Here is a 16,289-nt window from a genome sequence, read left to right as displayed (position 1 = left end):
GCAATCCCTTAAGCCCTGAGCACGCCGCCCGTCTGCTTGCCGACATTCTCGACGATGCGCTTGGCCAGCGCCTCGAAATCCTCGTCGGTCAGCGTCTTCTCGACCGGCTGGATCGACACCTCGATGGCGATCGACTTGTTGGTGGCACCCAGCGCAGCGCCTTCGAAGACGTCGAAGACCGAGACACCGGTGATCAGCTTCTTGTCGGCGGCAAGGGCGGCGCGAACCAGCGTGCCGGCCTCGACCGCTCTGTCGACGACGAAGGCGAAATCGCGCTTCACCGCCTGGAAGGCGGAGAGCTCCAGCTTCGGCTTTGTCCGCGTCGGCTTGGCCTTCGGCTCCGGCACGGCATCGACAAAGACCTCGAAGCCGCACAGCGGTCCCGAAACATCCAGCCCCTCCAGCGTCTTCGGATGGAACTCGCCGAATGTGCCGAGCACCGTCTTCGGCCCAAGCTTGATCGTGCCGGAGCGGCCGGGATGATACCAGGCCGGGCCGCCGGCCTCGATTTGCAGCCGCTCGACCGGCGCGCCGCAGGCTTCGAGCGCGGCGATCGCGTCGGCCTTGGCGTCGAACACGCCGACCGGACCTGAATTGCCGGCCCAGTTGCGGCCGGAGCCGTCGAGCTTGGCCGTGCCGCGCCGCACGCCGGCGGCGACACGTCGCTGCTGGTCGGCGCCATCGCCCTCATAGGTGCCCGAGACTTCGAAGAGCGCGACATCGCCAATGCCCTTGTCGGCATTGCGCTGGGCGGCGGCGATCAGGCCGGGCAGCAGCGAGGGCCGCATATCGGACATGTCGGCGGCAATCGGGTTGGCAAGTTTCAGCGCCGTCTGGCCGCCGCCGAACAGCTCGGCGTGCTTTGCCGGAATGAACGACCAGGTGACGGCCTCCATCATGCCGCGCACGGCCAGCGCCCGCTTTGCCGTCCGGGTGCGAATCTGCAGCGTCGTCAGGATTTTTGCGTTGACCGCGTCATGAGCGCCGAGTGGCTGGGCCAAGATGTTGTCGACGCCGTGGATGCGCATCACCTCTTCGACCAGATCGGCCTTGCCGTCGACATCCGGCCGCCAGGACGGCACCTTGACGTCGATAACCTCGCCCGCGCCTTCCGGCTTGAAGCCGAGGCGGGTCAGGATACCGAGGCTCTCGTCCCTCGGCACCTCGATGCCGGTCAGCCTTTTCACTTCCGACAGCGGGAAGGCAATGATCTTCTCGACATGGCCAGCATATCCGGCCACCTCGATCTCGGTCGGCGTGCCGCCGCAGAAGTCGAGCACCAGCTTCGTCGCCAGCTCCACGCCGGGCACCATGAATTCCGGATCGACGCCGCGCTCGAAGCGGTAGCGCGCATCGGTGATGATGCCGAGCGTGCGGCCGGTGCGCGCCGTGGTAATCGGATCCCACAGCGCGGATTCGATCAGCACGTCGGTCGTGTTCTCGTCGCAGCCGGAATGCTCACCACCCATGATGCCGGCGATCGATTCGACGCCGTCTTCGTCCGCGATGACGCACATTTCGGGCGTCAGCGTGTACTCGCGGCCATCAAGCGCCTGCACCTTTTCGCCATCACGCGCCCGGCGCACGGCGAGGTTGCCGGCCACTTTCTTCGCGTCGAACACATGCAGCGGCCGGCCGCGGTCGAATGTGACATAGTTGGTGATGTCGACCAGCGCGCTGATCGGCCTCAGCCCAATAGCGATCAGCCGCTGCTGCAGCCATTTCGGCGACGGACCGTTCTTCACACCCTTGATCAGCCGCAGCGCAAAACCGGGGCAAAGCTCCGGCGCTTCAATCTTTACCTTGACCGGGCACATGCCGTTGCCGGCATGCGGCATGATCGCGCCGCCTGTGAGACGGCCGAGACCGCTCGCCGCGAGATCCCTGGCGATGCCATAGACGCTGGTCGCGTCCGGCCGGTTCGGCGTCAGATTGATCTCGATCACCGGATCGTCGAGATGCGCATAGGCGGCGAAGCTGGTGCCGACCGGCGCATCTTCAGGCAGGTCGATAATGCCATTGTGCTCGTCGGACAGTTCGAGTTCGCGCTCGGAGCACATCATGCCGTGGCTTTCGACACCGCGTATCTTGCCGACGGTCAGCGTCACGTCGATGCCGGGAACATAGGTGCCGGGCGCGGCGAAGGCGCCGATCAGGCCCGCACGGGCATTGGGCGCGCCGCAGACCACCTGCACGGGAGGCTTGCCGTCGCCGGTATCGACGGTAAGCACGCGCAGCCGGTCGGCGTCGGGGTGCTGCACCGCCGTCAGCACCTTGGCGATGACGAAGGGCTTCAGGCTGGATTTGTCGTCGACATGCTCGACTTCGAGGCCGATCGAGGTCAGCCGTTCGACGATCTCGGCCAGCGAGGCCTCAGTCTCGAGATGGTCCTTGAGCCAGGAGAGGGTGAATTTCATGACTGGGTTCCGTCTGGGTTAGACGACGATGGTCTTGGCACGCTGGTCTTGAGATGGCGCGGCAAGTCGTCCGGCATGTGCAGGAAAGGAAGCTGCTCGCGGACATGGGCATGGTGCGTCGGCCTGAAGTAAGCCGGCATGTCCATGGCCCCGAGCATGAAATAGATGTGGTTCGCCAGCCGCTCATCGACATAGGCGATGGGCGAGCCGCAGATGCCGCAGAAGGAGCGCGTCACCGGCCCGTTCTCGAACATCTTCAACGCTTTGCCGGTAAAGGCGACCTGGTCAGTCATGAAGCCGACAAAGGCCGATACCGGCGCGCCGCTGGCCCGCCGGCAATCGCCGCAATGGCAATAGCTGATATGATGCGGTTCGGCCGAGGCCTCGAACCGCACGGCGCCGCAGCGGCAACCGCCGGTGTGCGGCGTCATGTGCTCAAGCCCCCGAACAGCGTCGGCATGTCGAGCGGCCTGAAACCGTAATGCGACAGCCAGCGCACGTCGGCGTCGAAGAAGGCGCGCAGGTCCGGCATGCCGTATTTCAGCATGGCGATGCGGTCGATGCCCATGCCCCAGGCAAAGCCCTGGTACTCGTCCGGGTCGAGTCCGCCATGCCTCAGCACATTAGGGTGCACCATGCCGCAGCCGAGGATCTCCATCCAGTCGGAGCCTTCGCCGAACCGCACTTCGCCCGGGCGCGAGCGGTCGCACTGGATGTCGACCTCGAGGCTGGGCTCGGTGAACGGGAAGAAGGACGGGCGGAAGCGCATCTTGACCTTCGGCACCTCGAAGAAGGCCTTGCAGAACTCTTCCAGCACCCATTTCATGTTGGCGACATTGGCCGTCTTGTCGATAACCAGCCCCTCAACCTGATGGAACATCGGCGAGTGGGTGGCGTCCGAATCCTGCCGGTAGGTCTTACCCGGAATGACGATGCGGATCGGCGGCTTCTGCCGCTCCATGGTGCGGATCTGCACCGGCGAGGTGTGGGTGCGCAACAGCTTGCGCTCGCCCTTCTCGTCCGGCTGGAAGAAGAAGGTGTCGTGCATCTCGCGCGCCGGGTGGCCTTCCGGGAAGTTCAGCGCGGTGAAATTGTAGTAGTCGGTCTCGATATCGGGACCTTCGGCGATGGCGAAACCGAGATCGCCGAAGATCGCCGCGATCTCGTCGATGACCTGGCTGATCGGATGGATGCGGCCGCGCTCGGCCGGCGACTGGCGCACCGGCAGCGTTACGTCGACTTTTTCCGCAGCGAGCCTGGCGGTGATCGCCACATCCTTCAGCTCGGCGCGCCGGGCGGAAAGCGCCTCGGTGACGCGGTTCTTGAGGCCGTTGATCGCCGGACCCTTGAGCTGACGCTCCTCGGCGCTCATCGCGCCCAGCGTCTTCAGCATTTCAGAGACCGAGCCCTTCTTGCCGAGCGCCGAAACGCGCACGGCTTCGATGGCCTGCTCGTCGGCCGCCGACGCGATGTCGGCCATCAGGGAATTCTCTAGAGTTTCCATATCGCTCATGTTCCGGGCCCGATGGGAAGCAAAGAAAAACCCGCGCCAGCCGTGCCAGCGCGGGTTCCCCAAATCAGAATTGCGAATGCTTGGGAAGCGCTGGTCTTAAGCGACAGCGCTTTCAAAAGCGTTCGGCGTGGTGTTCTTGAGGTATTCGAGCGCGACCTTGGCCTTGACCACGAGTGCGGCGAAAGCCTGCGGCTCGTGGATGGCCATGTCCGACAGGATCTTGCGGTCGATCTCGATGCCGGCCTTGTTGAGGCCGTCGATGAAGCGGCCATAGGTCAGGCCGTGCTCGTGGGTCGCGGCATTGATGCGCTGGATCCACAGCGCGCGGAACGAGCGCTTGCGGTTCTTGCGGTCGCGGTAAGCGTACTGCAGCGACTTTTCCACCGCCTGCTTGGCGATGCGGATGGTGTTCTTGCGGCGGCCGTAGAAGCCCTTGGCGGCTTTCAGGACCTTCTTGTGCTTGGCGTGCGAGGTGACGCCTCTTTTTACGCGTGCCATGTCATGATCTCCTTAAAAGCAATTCCAGGAAAAATGCCCTGCGGTTTTCCGCTCGGAATTGCGTAAAACAAATGCGTGTCCGGACCGAATGCCCTAGAGGCCGTTCGGCAGAAAATTCTTGATGACCTTCTTGCCATCCGGTTCAGCCAGAACCATCGTGCCGCGGGCATTTCGAATGAACTTGTTGGAACGCTTGATCATGCCGTGACGCTTGCCGGCCGCAGCCGACAGGACTTTACCCGTACCTGTGATCTTGAACCGCTTCTTGGCGGCCGACTTGGTCTTCATCTTGGGCATTTTGCTACTCCGTATTGGTGGCGCACCATCGCGCTTCTTGTTCGCTTCGGGCCGACCAAAGCCCGAAAAGCAAATGAAACCGCCACGGCATGCCCTGCCGGGCGGTTTTCTTGGAACGGCGGTGCTATACGTCAAAGCCGGCGGCTGTGCAACACCTCAGGAGATCAGGGAATACGAAACAGCACAGGCAGCATGCCCGACTGCTGGGCGCCGTCGATCAGTTCGAAGAATGGCAGCGCCACCAGGAATACCAGCCCATCCAGCAGCGTGGTCCGCAACAGGCGCGGCTTGAAGCTGCCGGTGTCGCCTTCCTCATAGAGCGACAGCTTCGGCAAAAAGCGTGGCACTTTCGCCAGATAGGCCTGGTATGGCGCGCCGAGGACCTCCTTGAGATATCTCTCCTCGCGCAGGATGACAATGTAGAAGGCACCCGCGCAAAGTACGCCAAAGCCGACCGTGGCCGTGATCGAGCCCATCTGCGCGCCGACGCCGGCGGCAGCCAAGGTGGAGAAGACATAGAGCGGGTTGCGGGTGATCGAATAGGGCCCGCCGGTCACCACTTCGGAGGATTTGCGTCCGCCGATATAAAGCGTCGACCACAAGCGCCCGACGACGCCGAGAAAGATCAGCAGGACGCCGACCATTTCGATCGTTTCGTGCACTGGGGTGTCGGGAGGAAAGACCGACTGGCCGAACAGCAGCGCCGCGAACATCACCACGATCAGAACGGCAAGCACCAGCCTGCGCATATGCTGGTAGCTGCCAAGCCCGTGCTTGACTTGCTCGTATCTGACTTCATTGACCATGTCGGGAATCCGATCGTCGAGGGACTTAGCCGCGAACGTCTGGCCAAGAAAACAGGCGCCCCGCCGATCGCCGGGACGCCTTGCACCATGATTCAGGCGGATTTAATGCACGTCCCCCAAAACCTTGCCGGTTTTGGGACAATAGCCTTTTAACGGGGCGCCAGCACCATCATCATCTGGCGGCCTTCGAGCTTCGGTTCGGCTTCGACCTTGGCAATGGGCGCCACTTCCTCGCGAACCTTGTTCAGAAGCTGCATGCCGAGTTCCATATGCGCCATCTCGCGGCCGCGGAAGCGCAGCGTCAGCTTGACCTTGTCGCCTTCCTCGAAGAAGCGCCGGACGGCCTTCATCTTGGTCTCGTAATCATGGCTGTCGATGTTCGGGCGCATCTTGATCTCCTTGATCTCGATGACCTTCTGGTTCTTGCGCGCCTCGGCCGCCTTCTTCTGGTTGGCGTATTTCAGCTTGCCGAGATCGAGGATTTTTACGACGGGCGGCACCGCATTGGGCGATATCTCGACCAGATCGAGCCCAGCCTCTTCGGCGAGCAGCAATGCATCGTTGATGGAGACATCGCCTCGGTTCTGGCCTTCGGCGTCGATCAGCTGGACCCGGGGAACCCGGATGTCACGGTTTGAGCGCGGCCCATCCTTGGTGGGCGCCGCTGCTTTGAAAGGTCTGCGAATGGTCGTGTTCTCCTTGAGCCGTTTCGTTCAGGGTTTTCAGTTCAGATCTTCAGAACGCGCCAATGTGGTAAGCGCGCGGTCGGAGTCAATAGCACAGCATTCTCAGGAAATCACCTGATTGCAGGCCTGCACCAAGCAAAGAAACACCGACAGCACTTTTCGCGGCACCTCCGGCTGTGCCAAAAGACCGGCGTGAAGGAACCAGCCATGACCCCTCCGGTTTTTCTCGACGTCGACGGACTGACCATCGCTGCCCGGCAGACGGCAGGTGCCGCGCCCGGCATCGTCTGGCTCGGCGGTTACAAATCCGACATGCTGGGCACCAAGGCCGAAACCCTGTCCGACTGGGCGAGCCGGGAAGGCCGCGCCTTCCTGCGCCATGACTATTCCGGCCATGGCGAATCGGGCGGCGCCTTTGCCGACGGCACCATCTCGAAATGGCTTTCGCAAAGCCTCGCCGTCTTTCGCCGTTTCACTGAAGGCAAGCAGATCCTGGTCGGCTCCTCGATGGGTGCCTGGATCGCGCTGCGCATGGTCCAGGAATTGCGCAAGGCCGGCGAAAGCCGCATCGCCGGCATGGTGCTGCTGGCGCCGGCGCCGGATTTCACCGCCGAACTGGTCGAGCCGGTGCTGACCAAGGCGCAGAAACGCGATCTCAGGCAAAAGGGATTTTTCGAGGAGCCATCGGACTATTCCGCCGAGCCTTACATCTACACGCGCGCACTGATCGAGGACGGGCGCAACAACCTTGTGATGACCGGGCCGATCGACACGCACTGCCCGGTCCACATATTGCAAGGCCTGGCTGATCCCGACGTGCCGTCAAGCCATGCGCTGAAGCTGGTCAGCCTGCTTCCGGCCGATGACGTGACGCTGTCGCTGATCCCCGGCGGCGACCACCGCCTGTCGCGACCGCAGGATCTCGACATGCTGGTGCGGACAGTAGACGCCATGGCGCGGCAGGCCGGCTAACCGCCCTTCATCGCGGCCATAGATCGCAAAGGCTACAACTGAAGGCATTCAGCCGTTGCGGAATGTATAAGCATATCCGTTGATGGCTGGCGCGCCACCAAGGTGGGCATAGAGCACCTTCGATCCCTTGGGAAAGTAACCCTTCTCCACGAGATCGATCATGCCCTGCATGGATTTTCCCTCGTAGACCGGGTCCGTGATCATGCCTTCAAGCCGCGCGCAGAGACGGATGGCTTCCTTCGTCTCCTGCGAGGGGACGCCGTAGACCGGATAGGCATAATCTTCGATCAGGACGACATCGTCCTCATTGAGTTCCTTGCCGAGTTCGACCAGCGTCGCGGTGTTCTGCGCGATCTTGAGCACTTGCGCCTTGGTCTGCGCCGGGGTGCCAGATGCGTCGATGCCGATCACCTTGCGCTCCCGGCCGTCCTTGGCGAAGCCGACCAGCATGCCAGCGTGAGTCGAGCCGGTGACGGTACAAACGACGATGTAGTCGAAGGCAAAGCCGAGTTCCTTCTCCTGCGCGCGGACCTCCTCGGCAAAGCCGACATAGCCGAGACCGCCATATTTGTGCACCGAAGCCCCGGCCGGAATCGGATAGGGATTGCCACCCTTGGCTTTCACATCCGCGATCGCCTGTTCCCAGCTTTCCCTGATTCCGATGTCAAAACCCTCATCGACCATCTGGACATCGGCGCCCATGATCCGGCTCAAAAGGATATTGCCGACGCGATCGTAGACGGCGTCCTCATGGGGCACCCAGCTTTCCTGCACGAGCCGGCATTTCATGCCGATCTTCGCCGCGACGGCCGCCACCATGCGCGTATGGTTGGATTGAACGCCGCCTATCGACACCAGCGTGTCGGCGTTCGAGGCGATCGCGTCCGGGACGATGTATTCGAGCTTGCGCAGTTTGTTGCCGCCGAAGGCGAGGCCGGAATTGCAATCCTCTCGCTTGGCGTAGAGATCGACCTTCCCGCCGAGATGAGCGCCGAGCCGCTCCAGTTTCTCGATATGGGTCGGTCCGAAGGTGAGCGGATAGCGTTCGAATTTCTCGAGCATGAGAGTGCCCTCCCTTGTTCCAATTCACTGCGGTTGATGGGATGAACGCTATCATCTTTGCCCTGAAAAGGGCTCTCAAAGATCGAGCCAAAAATATCCAAAATATCGCTTTATGGCGCTGGAATGTCATATAGATTCGAAAACAAGTCCAAATGTGGAAGAATCTTCCATGCGCGCACTGCTCGACCGGATCGACCTGAAAATGTTGCGCCTGCTCCAACACAACGGGCGACTGACCAATGCGGAGCTGGCGCAGTCGGTCGCTGTCAGCCCGGCGACCTGTCACCGCAGGACGCAACGCCTGTTCGAGGAAGGCTACATCAGACATGTCAGGGCGATGGTGACCCCGCGGAAGGTCGACAGAGGCGCGCTGGTAATGGTTGGCGTGGTCCTCGACCGTTCGACCCCGGAGAGTTTCGCGGAATTCGAGAAGGCCGTCGCGAAACTGAAATTCATCCTCGACTGCCATCTGGTGGCAGGCGACTTCGATTATTTTCTGAAGATCAGGGTCGGTGACATGGCGGATTTCAACCGAATCCACGGGGACCAGTTGATCGCACTGCCCGGCGTTCGCCAGACGAGAACCTTCTTTGTCATGAAAGAGGTCGTCGATAATGCGCCCTTGGATTTTTGAAACGGACGGCTCCGAAGGATCAAACCATTATCGGTCCGGTCGTGCTTTTCCTCGAAATGCTCAAAAAGCGATAACCATTTCAGCCGCTTGTCCGGTTTTGGCTGACATTGTCTTGAATCGCCGTTTTTCCGTTCCCATTTCGATTCCACGCAGCCAGGTTTTGGCTGTTTCCAACTGAAGGAACGGGAGAAAATGAACACATCTGCATTGATCCGTCCGGCCTGGACGCCGGCGACCATCGCACTGATGGTGATCGGTTTCATGGTGTTCTGGCCGCTCGGCTTCGCCATGCTCGCCTACATCATCTGGGGCGACCGGCTCGACGGCTTCAAGCGCGACGTCAACCGCGCCACCGACGGCATCTTCGCCGGCTGCCGCCGCGGTTCCGACAAGGCCGCGCGCTGGGGCCACGGCTCCGCCCGCACCGGCAATGTCGCTTTCGACGACTGGCGCGAAAAGGAACTCGAGCGGCTGGCCGAAGAGCGCCGCAAGCTTGACGAGATGCTGAGCGAGTTCGACGACTATGCTCGCGAGTTGCGCCGCGCCAAGGACCAGGACGAGTTCGACCGCTTCATGGCGAACCGCAACAAGTCGACCGCGCCGACGACGACAACGGAAACGACCAAGCCGACCGGGACCCCCAAGCGCAAGGGTTCGAACCTGCTTGACGACTGAGACTTTGCGACAGGTCTCGGCATGATAGACGGCGTCGCGCAAGCGGCGCCGTTTCTTTTTTGTTCTCTTTTCGAGTTCCCTCCTCTAGTCGTTTTCCTCGAATCGCGTATCGTCCGGCCATGACCATCGGCTTCTTCCGCAACCTGACCAAGCCCAAGCCAGCGCCCGTCGTGGAGCGCGAGCATTGTGTCGCCGGCCGCACGCTGCCGCTCAAGATCGTCGAGAGCGACCGCGCGCGGCGGCTGACGCTGCGCATCGATTCCGGCGGCCGGGGCCTGCGCATTACCGTGCCGCCGGGCCTGCGCCGGGGCGAGGTCGAAAAATTCCTCGACCGCCATCAGGACTGGCTAGAGCAACGCTTGGCCAAGGTGCCAAACCGGCCGCAGGTGCGGCCGGGCATCAAGATCCCGGTGCGCGGCGTGCCACACCGCATTGTTCATGAGCCGGCCAAACGCGGCACCGTCACCCTGTCGCGCGACGAGCGCGGTCCGCTGCTGATCGTGCATGGCGAGCGCGTGCATCTGCCGCGCCGCATCGCCGATTTCCTCAAGCGCGAGGCCAAGCGCGAGATCGAGCGCCTGGTGGTCAAGCACACCGCGACGATCGGCAAGCGCGCCAAGGCGATCCGCTTCAAGGACACGTCGAGCCGCTGGGGGTCCTGCACCTCGGACGGCAATCTGTCGTTTTCCTGGCGCATCATGATGGCGCCGGCGCCGGTCATCAACTACCTCGTCGCGCACGAAGTGGCGCATCTCAAGGAGATGAACCACGGGCCGAAATTCTGGAAACTGTGCGGGCAGCTTTGCCCCGACACCGAGCGCTGCAAGGATTGGCTGAAACGCAATGGCGGCGCGCTGCAGGCGATTGTGTTCGACTGACGCGCTCGCTTCGTCATCCTAGGGCGGAGCAAGGAGCGAAGCGACGCGGCGCAGACCCTAGGATCCATGCCGTAACGTGCGAGCGTCGCAGCGGTGCAGATTTGAGAACCCATCACGGCAAGGACGGCCATTGCAGGAGCGCCGCCATTCTGGGCGGCCGCACGCGTCGGCGAATGTCACGGAATGGATCCTAGGGTCTGCGCTCCGCTTCGCGTCGCTCCGCCCTAGGATGACGAAATCAGGACTCAATCGTCATTCGCCGCATTGAGATCCTCAGGCCGCAAGCCTTCATCGCCATGGCGCGGCCATGGCAAAAAATTCCTCTCGAATTCATCGCCGCCGAAATAATCGAGCGCGCGGTGCGCCTCCGCGCCGTTGAAGGCGGCCTTGTCCATCAAATGCGCAATGACCTCGCGCGCCTGCGCGATCTTTTGCCTGAGTTGGGCGACGGTTTCGTCTGCCATGGTTTTGCTCCCGCCTCTATTGCCTTCAAGAGAAGCTAGCGCTTTCTGTCCGGGTGGCAAACAGCATGCTTTTTCTCGACTCTTTTGCCGTTTCGTGCCAATCCCCGCGCCATGGCGCTCGACATCAAGATATGCGGATTGAAGACCGACAAGGCATTGGCCGCGGCACTGGCCGGCGGCGCCAGCCATGTCGGCTTTATTTTCTTCGCCAAGAGCCCGCGCTTTATCGATCCCCCGGAAGCCGGCGGCTTGCGTGAAGCCGCGATCGGCAAGGCCAAGGCGGTTGCCGTGACGGTCGACGCCAGCGACGCGTTCCTGGACGAAATCGTTGCAGAAATGCGCCCCGACATGCTGCAGCTTCATGGTTCCGAAAGCCCGGCCCGGGTGGCCGAACTCAAGGCGCGTTACGGCCTGCCTGTCATGAAGGCGCTGCCGATCAGCGAGGCGGCGGATCTGGAGCGGATAAAGCCCTTCGTCGGCATTGCCGACCGTTTTCTCTTCGACGCGAAGCCGCCTAAAGGTTCGGAACTGCCGGGTGGCAATGGTGTCGCGTTCGACTGGCGCATTCTGGCCGGTCTTGACGCCGGCGTCGATTACATGCTTTCCGGTGGGCTCAACGCCGCCAATATCGGCGATGCCCTTCGGCTTGCCAACCCGCCCGCAATTGACATCTCGTCCGGCGTGGAAAGTGCGCCGGGCGTCAAGGATCCGGCGCTGATCGAGCAGTTTTTCCGGGCCGTCAGAGCCGCGCGGGATACACGCGCGGCCTGAAGGATAGAACCCAGAGCATGTCCTAGAAAAGTGGAAACCGGTTTTCCGACAAGGACATGCTCCAAAACAAGAAGTAGGAGATCGGCGATGGACAAGCCGGCGACGCCCAATTCCTTCCGCACCGGACCCGACGAACAGGGCATGTTCGGCATCTTCGGCGGCCGCTTCGTCGCCGAGACGCTGATGCCGCTGATCCTCGACCTGGAGCGGCACTGGAACGAGGTCAAGAACGATCCGGAGTTCAAGGCCGAACTGACCGATCTTTCGACCCATTATGCCGGGCGGCCGTCGAAGCTTTATTTCGCCGAAGGCCTGACCAGGCATCTTCGTGAGGTTTCCTCGGCCAAGGGCCGCGGGGGCGGCGCGAAGGTCTACTTCAAGCGCGAGGACCTGAACCACACCGGCTCGCATAAGATCAACAATTGCCTCGGCCAGATCCTGCTGGCCAAGCGCATGGGCAAGAAGCGCATCATCGCCGAGACCGGTGCTGGCCAGCACGGCGTCGCGTCGGCCACGGTGGCGGCGCGGTTCGGCTACCCTTGCGTGGTCTATATGGGCGCCACCGACGTTGCCCGCCAAAGTCCGAACGTCTTTCGCATGAAACTGCTCGGCGCCGAGGTGAGGCCGGTGACGGCCGGCCACGGCACGCTGAAGGACGCCATGAACGAGGCCTTGCGCGACTGGGTGACCAATGTCGAGGACACCTATTACCTGATCGGGACCGCCGCCGGTCCGCATCCCTATCCGGAACTGGTGCGCGACTTCCAGTCGGTGATCGGCACCGAGGCGCGCGCCCAGATCCTCGAGCAGGAGGGCCGGCTTCCCGACACCATCATCGCCTGCGTCGGCGGCGGCTCGAACGCCATCGGCCTGTTCCATCCCTTCCTAGACGACAGGCAAGTCCGCATCATCGGCATCGAAGCTGGCGGGCGCGGTCTCGACGGTATCGAACATTGCGCCTCGATGAGTGCCGGCGCGCCCGGCGTGCTGCATGGCAACCGCACCTATCTCCTGCAGAACGCCGACGGCCAGATCATGGATGGCCACTCGATCTCTGCCGGTCTCGATTATCCGGGTGTCGGCCCCGAGCATTCCTGGCTGCGCGATAGCGGCCGCGTCGAATATGTGCCTATTCTCGACGACGAGGCGCTGGAGGCTTTCAAGCTGACGACGCGCGTCGAAGGCATCATTCCGGCGCTGGAATCGGCGCACGCCATCGCGCATGCGGTGAAGATCGTGCCTGACATGGACAAGGACCAGATCGTCATCGTCAACCTGTCCGGCCGCGGCGACAAGGATGTGCACACGGTGGCCGACATGCTGGGCATGGAGATCTGATATGGCCACCCGCATCGACCGCCGCATGGCGAAGCTGAAAACCGAGGGCCGCCCGGCACTGGTCACCTATTTCATGAGCGGCGACCCGGACTACGACACCGCTTTGTCGATCATGAAGGCGCTGCCGAAGGCAGGCGCCGACATCATCGAAATGGGCATGCCGTTTTCCGATCCGATGGCCGACGGGCCGGCCATCCAGGCAGCCGGGCTCAGGGCGCTGAAAGGCGGCCAGACGCTGGTCAAGACGCTGAAAATGGCGGCGGAATTCCGCGCCGGCGACAATGAGACGCCGATCGTGCTGATGGGCTACTACAATCCGATCTACATCTACGGCGTCGACCGCTTCCTCAAGGACGCCATCGCCAGCGGCATAGACGGGTTGATCGTCGTCGACCTGCCGCCCGAGATGGACGAGGAATTGTGCATTCCGGCGCTCAAGGCGGGGATCAACTTCATCCGGCTGGCGACGCCGACCACCGACGACAAGCGCCTGCCCAAGGTGCTGCAGAACACCTCCGGCTTCGTCTACTATGTGTCGATGACCGGCATCACCGGCTCGGCACTGGCCGACACCGGCAAGGTGGCGGCGGCGGTCAAGCGCATCAAGGGCCATACCGACCTGCCGGTCTGCGTCGGCTTCGGCGTCAAGACCGCCGAGCAAGCCCGCGTGATTGGCGCCAATGCAGACGGCGTCGTCGTCGGCACCGCGATCGTCAACGCGGTCGCCAATGTGCTGGGGCCGAAGGGCGAGAAGACCGCCGATCCGGCCGAGGCGGTCGCCACACTGGTCAGCGGCCTTGCCCAGGGCGTGCGCGCGGCCCGCCTTGCTGCCGCCGAATAATATCCCTACGTCAGATTTTGTGCATGTCGTTATCCCAAAACCGGTTCCCACTTTTGGGCGACATGCACTAACTCTTCGTCAGGACAGGAGCCGAAGCGATGAACTGGATCACCAACTACGTCCGCCCGAAGATCAATTCGATGCTCGGCCGGCGCACCGACATGCCGGAAAATCTCTGGATCAAGGATCCCGAGACCGGCGAGATGGTCTTCCACAAGGATCTCGAGCAGAACCAGTTCGTCATCCCGTCCTCCGGCCACCACATGAAGATCTCGGCCAAGGAGCGGCTGAAATTCTTCTTCGACGATGGCAAATACGAGACGCTCGATAACCCCAAGGTCGTGCAGGACCCGCTGAAGTTCCGCGACGAGAAGCGCTACACCGACCGGCTGAAGGACGCCAAGGCCAAGACCGGGCTGGAGGATGCGATCATCAATGCGCTGGGCACCGTCGAGGGTCTGCCGGTGGTGGTGACGGTGCAGGATTTTGCCTTCATGGGCGGCTCGCTCGGCATGGCGGCGGGCGACGCCATCGTGCATGCGTTCGAGGTCGCCTTGCAACGCAAGCGGCCGCTGATCCTGTTCGCCGCTTCCGGCGGCGCCCGTATGCAGGAAGGCATCCTGTCGCTGATGCAGTTGCCGCGCACCACGGTCGGCGTCGACCGGCTGAAGGAGGCCGGCCTGCCCTATATCGTGGTGCTCACCAACCCGACCACCGGCGGCGTCACCGCGTCCTACGCGATGCTGGGCGACGTGCACATTGCCGAACCCGGCGCGCTGATCGGCTTTGCCGGGCCGCGCGTCATCGAACAGACCATCCGGGAAAAACTGCCCGACGGCTTCCAGCGCGCCGAATATCTGATGGAGCACGGCATGGTCGACATGGTGGTGTCGAGGCTGGAGATGCGCGAGACAATCGCGCGGCTGTTGAAAATGCTGCTCAATATGCCGCAGGAGCAGAAGCCGCTGGAACCGGAGATCCTGCCGCCAGCGACGATCCCAGCGGAAGCACGCCCGCAGGCGTGACGCGACTTTCTTAGCCGCGAACCGCGATTGCGCGCGTCGCCGCGCGCGCTTAGGATTCCCCCCATGACAACGCTTGCCGCCGACCGCGAAATCGAAGCCCTGATGGCGCTGCATCCGAAGGGCTTCGACCTTTCGCTCGACCGTATTTCGCGGCTGCTGGAGCGGCTGGGCAATCCGCAGGACCACCTGCCGCCGGTCATCCACATCGCCGGCACCAACGGCAAGGGCTCATGCGCGGCCTTTTCGCGGGCGTTGCTGGAAGCCTCCGGCCATCTCGTCCACGTGCACACATCGCCACATCTGGTGAACTGGCACGAGCGCTACCGGCTGGCTGCCGATGGCGGTGGCAGGCTGGTCGACGATGACGTCTTCGCCGAGACGATAGCGCGCGTCGCCAAGGCCAATGAAGGGCAAAAGATCACCGTCTTCGAGATCCTTACCGCCGTGACCTTCCTCTTGTTTTCCGAGCACCCGGCCGAAGCCGCCATCATCGAGGTTGGGCTTGGCGGCCGTTTCGACGCCACCAACGTCATCGCCAGGCCGGCAGTGTCGGTGATCATGCCGGTCTCGCTCGACCACGAAGCCTATCTCGGCGACCGCGTCGAGCTGATCGCCGCCGAAAAGGCCGGCATCATCAAGCGCGGCTGCCCGGTGGTCATCGGCGCGCAGGAGAGCGAAACGGCACTGCAGGTGCTGATCGAAACCGCCGAGCGGCTTGACTGCCCGACCTTCGTCTATGGCCAGGACTTCCTTGCCTTCGAGGAAAACGGCCGCATGGTCTACCAGGACGAGGACGGGCTGATGGACCTGCCGCCGCCGCGCCTGCCGGGGCGCCACCAGTTCGCCAATGCAGCCGCGGCGATCGCGGCGGTCAAGGCCGCCGGTTTCGAGATCAGCCACCGCGCCGCCGAAAAGGCGATGGCCAGCGTCGCCTGGCCGGGCCGCATGCAGAAGCTGGCGCAGGGCAGGCTGACCGATCTGGCGCCGAAGGGCGCCGACATCTGGCTCGACGGCGGGCACAATCCGGGAGCTGGCATCGTCGTCGCCGAAGCGCTGGCCGAACAGGAGGAGAAAAACCCGCGGCCGCTTTTCCTGATCGCCGGCATGATCAACACCAAGGACCAGGCCGGCTACTTCCGTGCCTTCAAGGGTCTGGTGCGGCATGTCTACACGGTGCCGGTGAGCCTCAGCGAGGCTGGCGTGCCGAATGACGAACTGGCGATCCGCGCCACCGAGGCCGGCCTGTCGGCCGAGCCGGTCAGCTCCGTCGCCAGCGCGCTGATGCTGCTGCGCGATACCTGGGACGGGCCGCCGCCGCGCATCCTGATCGGCGGTTCATTGTACCTGGCCGGCGCGGTGTTGGCCGAAAACGGCACGCCGCCGGTCTGAAGCGCCCGATTTGTCGCGATCAG

18 protein-coding genes are annotated in these 16,289 nt (G+C 62.9%); 9 read left to right on the top strand and 9 right to left on the bottom strand.

All coding sequences use genetic code 11. The annotated features are described in order from the left end of the window. Positions 1-8: 8 nt before the first annotated feature. The 7 genes from pheT to infC all read right to left on the bottom strand — a co-directional run bounded on the left by pheT (position 9) and on the right by infC (position 6,217). Complete coding sequence (pheT, locus tag OHD62_RS02955) at positions 9-2,417, bottom strand: phenylalanine--tRNA ligase subunit beta (RefSeq protein WP_263780866.1); 2,409 nt, start codon at positions 2,415-2,417, stop codon at positions 9-11. Next, positions 2,414-2,848, bottom strand: coding sequence for a GFA family protein (locus OHD62_RS02950; RefSeq protein ID WP_263780865.1), 435 nt, complete (start codon positions 2,846-2,848; stop codon positions 2,414-2,416). The genes pheT and OHD62_RS02950 overlap by 4 nt, the downstream gene beginning before the upstream one ends. Next, positions 2,845-3,930, bottom strand: coding sequence for a phenylalanine--tRNA ligase subunit alpha (gene pheS / locus OHD62_RS02945; protein WP_263780864.1), 1,086 nt, complete (start codon positions 3,928-3,930; stop codon positions 2,845-2,847). The genes OHD62_RS02950 and pheS overlap by 4 nt, the downstream gene beginning before the upstream one ends. Before the next feature lie 96 nt (positions 3,931-4,026). Continuing rightward, entirely contained in the window at positions 4,027-4,428 is a 402-nt protein-coding gene (rplT, locus tag OHD62_RS02940) for a 50S ribosomal protein L20 (RefSeq protein ID WP_263780863.1), read from the bottom strand. 93 nt (positions 4,429-4,521) lie between these two features. Then, positions 4,522-4,725 carry a 50S ribosomal protein L35 gene (gene rpmI / locus OHD62_RS02935; RefSeq protein ID WP_006201248.1) on the bottom strand — a complete coding sequence of 68 codons (204 nt, stop codon included), beginning with the start codon at positions 4,723-4,725 and terminating at the stop codon, positions 4,522-4,524. 164 nt (positions 4,726-4,889) lie between these two features. Further along, a complete protein-coding gene (locus OHD62_RS02930) occupies positions 4,890-5,531 on the bottom strand; it encodes a methyltransferase family protein (protein ID WP_263780796.1) in 642 nt (213 codons plus the stop codon). A 149-nt stretch (positions 5,532-5,680) separates the two neighbouring features. Then, positions 5,681-6,217, bottom strand: a complete 537-nt coding sequence (infC, locus tag OHD62_RS02925) for a translation initiation factor IF-3 (RefSeq protein WP_081482097.1) — start codon at positions 6,215-6,217, stop codon at positions 5,681-5,683. 207 nt (positions 6,218-6,424) lie between these two features. Between infC and OHD62_RS02920 the strand changes: the two genes are divergently transcribed. Further along, positions 6,425-7,189, top strand: a complete 765-nt coding sequence (locus OHD62_RS02920; RefSeq protein WP_263780795.1) for an alpha/beta hydrolase — start codon at positions 6,425-6,427, stop codon at positions 7,187-7,189. Between the two features lie 48 nt (positions 7,190-7,237). Here the strand turns inward: OHD62_RS02920 and OHD62_RS02915 are convergent, their stop codons facing one another. Beyond that, a complete protein-coding gene (locus OHD62_RS02915) occupies positions 7,238-8,251 on the bottom strand; it encodes a 1-aminocyclopropane-1-carboxylate deaminase (RefSeq protein WP_263780794.1) in 1,014 nt (337 codons plus the stop codon). A gap of 169 nt (positions 8,252-8,420) precedes the next feature. On the opposite strand from OHD62_RS02915, the gene OHD62_RS02910 reads away from it, so the two are divergent. The 3 genes from OHD62_RS02910 (at position 8,421) to OHD62_RS02900 (ending at position 10,438) form a co-directional block, all read left to right on the top strand. Beyond that, positions 8,421-8,885, top strand: coding sequence for an Lrp/AsnC family transcriptional regulator (locus tag OHD62_RS02910; protein ID WP_263780793.1), 465 nt, complete (start codon positions 8,421-8,423; stop codon positions 8,883-8,885). Between the two features lie 192 nt (positions 8,886-9,077). Further along, positions 9,078-9,560, top strand: coding sequence for a DUF2852 domain-containing protein (locus tag OHD62_RS02905; RefSeq protein WP_263780792.1), 483 nt, complete (start codon positions 9,078-9,080; stop codon positions 9,558-9,560). Between the two features lie 119 nt (positions 9,561-9,679). Further along, positions 9,680-10,438 (top strand): M48 family metallopeptidase, encoded by a 759-nt coding sequence (locus OHD62_RS02900; protein WP_263780791.1) that lies wholly within the window; start codon positions 9,680-9,682, stop codon positions 10,436-10,438. A 245-nt stretch (positions 10,439-10,683) separates the two neighbouring features. Here OHD62_RS02900 and OHD62_RS02895 read toward each other — a convergent pair whose 3' ends face one another. Beyond that, complete coding sequence (locus OHD62_RS02895) at positions 10,684-10,902, bottom strand: hypothetical protein (protein WP_263780790.1); 219 nt, start codon at positions 10,900-10,902, stop codon at positions 10,684-10,686. A 111-nt stretch (positions 10,903-11,013) separates the two neighbouring features. On the opposite strand from OHD62_RS02895, the gene OHD62_RS02890 reads away from it, so the two are divergent. From OHD62_RS02890 to OHD62_RS02870, 5 genes are all read left to right on the top strand, one after another. Then, a complete protein-coding gene (locus OHD62_RS02890; RefSeq protein ID WP_263780789.1) occupies positions 11,014-11,673 on the top strand; it encodes a phosphoribosylanthranilate isomerase in 660 nt (219 codons plus the stop codon). Positions 11,674-11,760: 87 nt separating this feature from the next. Continuing rightward, complete coding sequence (gene trpB / locus OHD62_RS02885; RefSeq protein ID WP_263780788.1) at positions 11,761-13,011, top strand: tryptophan synthase subunit beta; 1,251 nt, start codon at positions 11,761-11,763, stop codon at positions 13,009-13,011. A gap of 1 nt (position 13,012) precedes the next feature. After that, complete coding sequence (gene trpA / locus OHD62_RS02880; RefSeq protein ID WP_263780787.1) at positions 13,013-13,852, top strand: tryptophan synthase subunit alpha; 840 nt, start codon at positions 13,013-13,015, stop codon at positions 13,850-13,852. A 98-nt stretch (positions 13,853-13,950) separates the two neighbouring features. Next, a complete protein-coding gene (gene accD, locus OHD62_RS02875; protein WP_263780785.1) occupies positions 13,951-14,877 on the top strand; it encodes an acetyl-CoA carboxylase, carboxyltransferase subunit beta in 927 nt (308 codons plus the stop codon). Between the two features lie 63 nt (positions 14,878-14,940). Next, positions 14,941-16,266 (top strand): bifunctional folylpolyglutamate synthase/dihydrofolate synthase, encoded by a 1,326-nt coding sequence (locus OHD62_RS02870; protein ID WP_263780784.1) that lies wholly within the window; start codon positions 14,941-14,943, stop codon positions 16,264-16,266. Positions 16,267-16,289 lie beyond the last annotated feature (23 nt).

Origin of the sequence: Mesorhizobium sp. YC-39 (assembly GCF_025753795.1) — a bacterium.
GTDB lineage: Bacteria > Pseudomonadota > Alphaproteobacteria > Rhizobiales > Rhizobiaceae > Mesorhizobium.
Note: the sequence above shows the minus strand (reverse complement) of the source record. Positions and strands in the feature narration are given on the sequence as shown.

Bases quoted from the DNA above. Each gene is read 5' to 3' on its own strand.
- accD (WP_263780785.1), top strand. From the start codon at position 13,951: ATGAACTGGATCACCAACTACGTCCGCCCGAAGATCAATTCGATGCTC.
- OHD62_RS02950 (WP_263780865.1), bottom strand. From the start codon at position 2,848: ATGACGCCGCACACCGGCGGTTGCCGCTGCGGCGCCGTGCGGTTCGAG.
- trpA (WP_263780787.1), top strand. From the start codon at position 13,013: ATGGCCACCCGCATCGACCGCCGCATGGCGAAGCTGAAAACCGAGGGC.
- trpB (WP_263780788.1), top strand. From the start codon at position 11,761: ATGGACAAGCCGGCGACGCCCAATTCCTTCCGCACCGGACCCGACGAA.
- OHD62_RS02870 (WP_263780784.1), top strand. From the start codon at position 14,941: ATGACAACGCTTGCCGCCGACCGCGAAATCGAAGCCCTGATGGCGCTG.
- OHD62_RS02915 (WP_263780794.1), bottom strand. From the start codon at position 8,251: ATGCTCGAGAAATTCGAACGCTATCCGCTCACCTTCGGACCGACCCAT.
- OHD62_RS02900 (WP_263780791.1), top strand. From the start codon at position 9,680: ATGACCATCGGCTTCTTCCGCAACCTGACCAAGCCCAAGCCAGCGCCC.
- OHD62_RS02895 (WP_263780790.1), bottom strand. From the start codon at position 10,902: ATGGCAGACGAAACCGTCGCCCAACTCAGGCAAAAGATCGCGCAGGCG.
- pheS (WP_263780864.1), bottom strand. From the start codon at position 3,930: ATGAGCGATATGGAAACTCTAGAGAATTCCCTGATGGCCGACATCGCG.
- OHD62_RS02905 (WP_263780792.1), top strand. From the start codon at position 9,078: ATGAACACATCTGCATTGATCCGTCCGGCCTGGACGCCGGCGACCATC.
- rpmI (WP_006201248.1), bottom strand. From the start codon at position 4,725: ATGCCCAAGATGAAGACCAAGTCGGCCGCCAAGAAGCGGTTCAAGATC.
- OHD62_RS02930 (WP_263780796.1), bottom strand. From the start codon at position 5,531: ATGGTCAATGAAGTCAGATACGAGCAAGTCAAGCACGGGCTTGGCAGC.
- OHD62_RS02920 (WP_263780795.1), top strand. From the start codon at position 6,425: ATGACCCCTCCGGTTTTTCTCGACGTCGACGGACTGACCATCGCTGCC.
- OHD62_RS02890 (WP_263780789.1), top strand. From the start codon at position 11,014: ATGGCGCTCGACATCAAGATATGCGGATTGAAGACCGACAAGGCATTG.
- rplT (WP_263780863.1), bottom strand. From the start codon at position 4,428: ATGGCACGCGTAAAAAGAGGCGTCACCTCGCACGCCAAGCACAAGAAG.
- OHD62_RS02910 (WP_263780793.1), top strand. From the start codon at position 8,421: ATGCGCGCACTGCTCGACCGGATCGACCTGAAAATGTTGCGCCTGCTC.
- pheT (WP_263780866.1), bottom strand. From the start codon at position 2,417: ATGAAATTCACCCTCTCCTGGCTCAAGGACCATCTCGAGACTGAGGCC.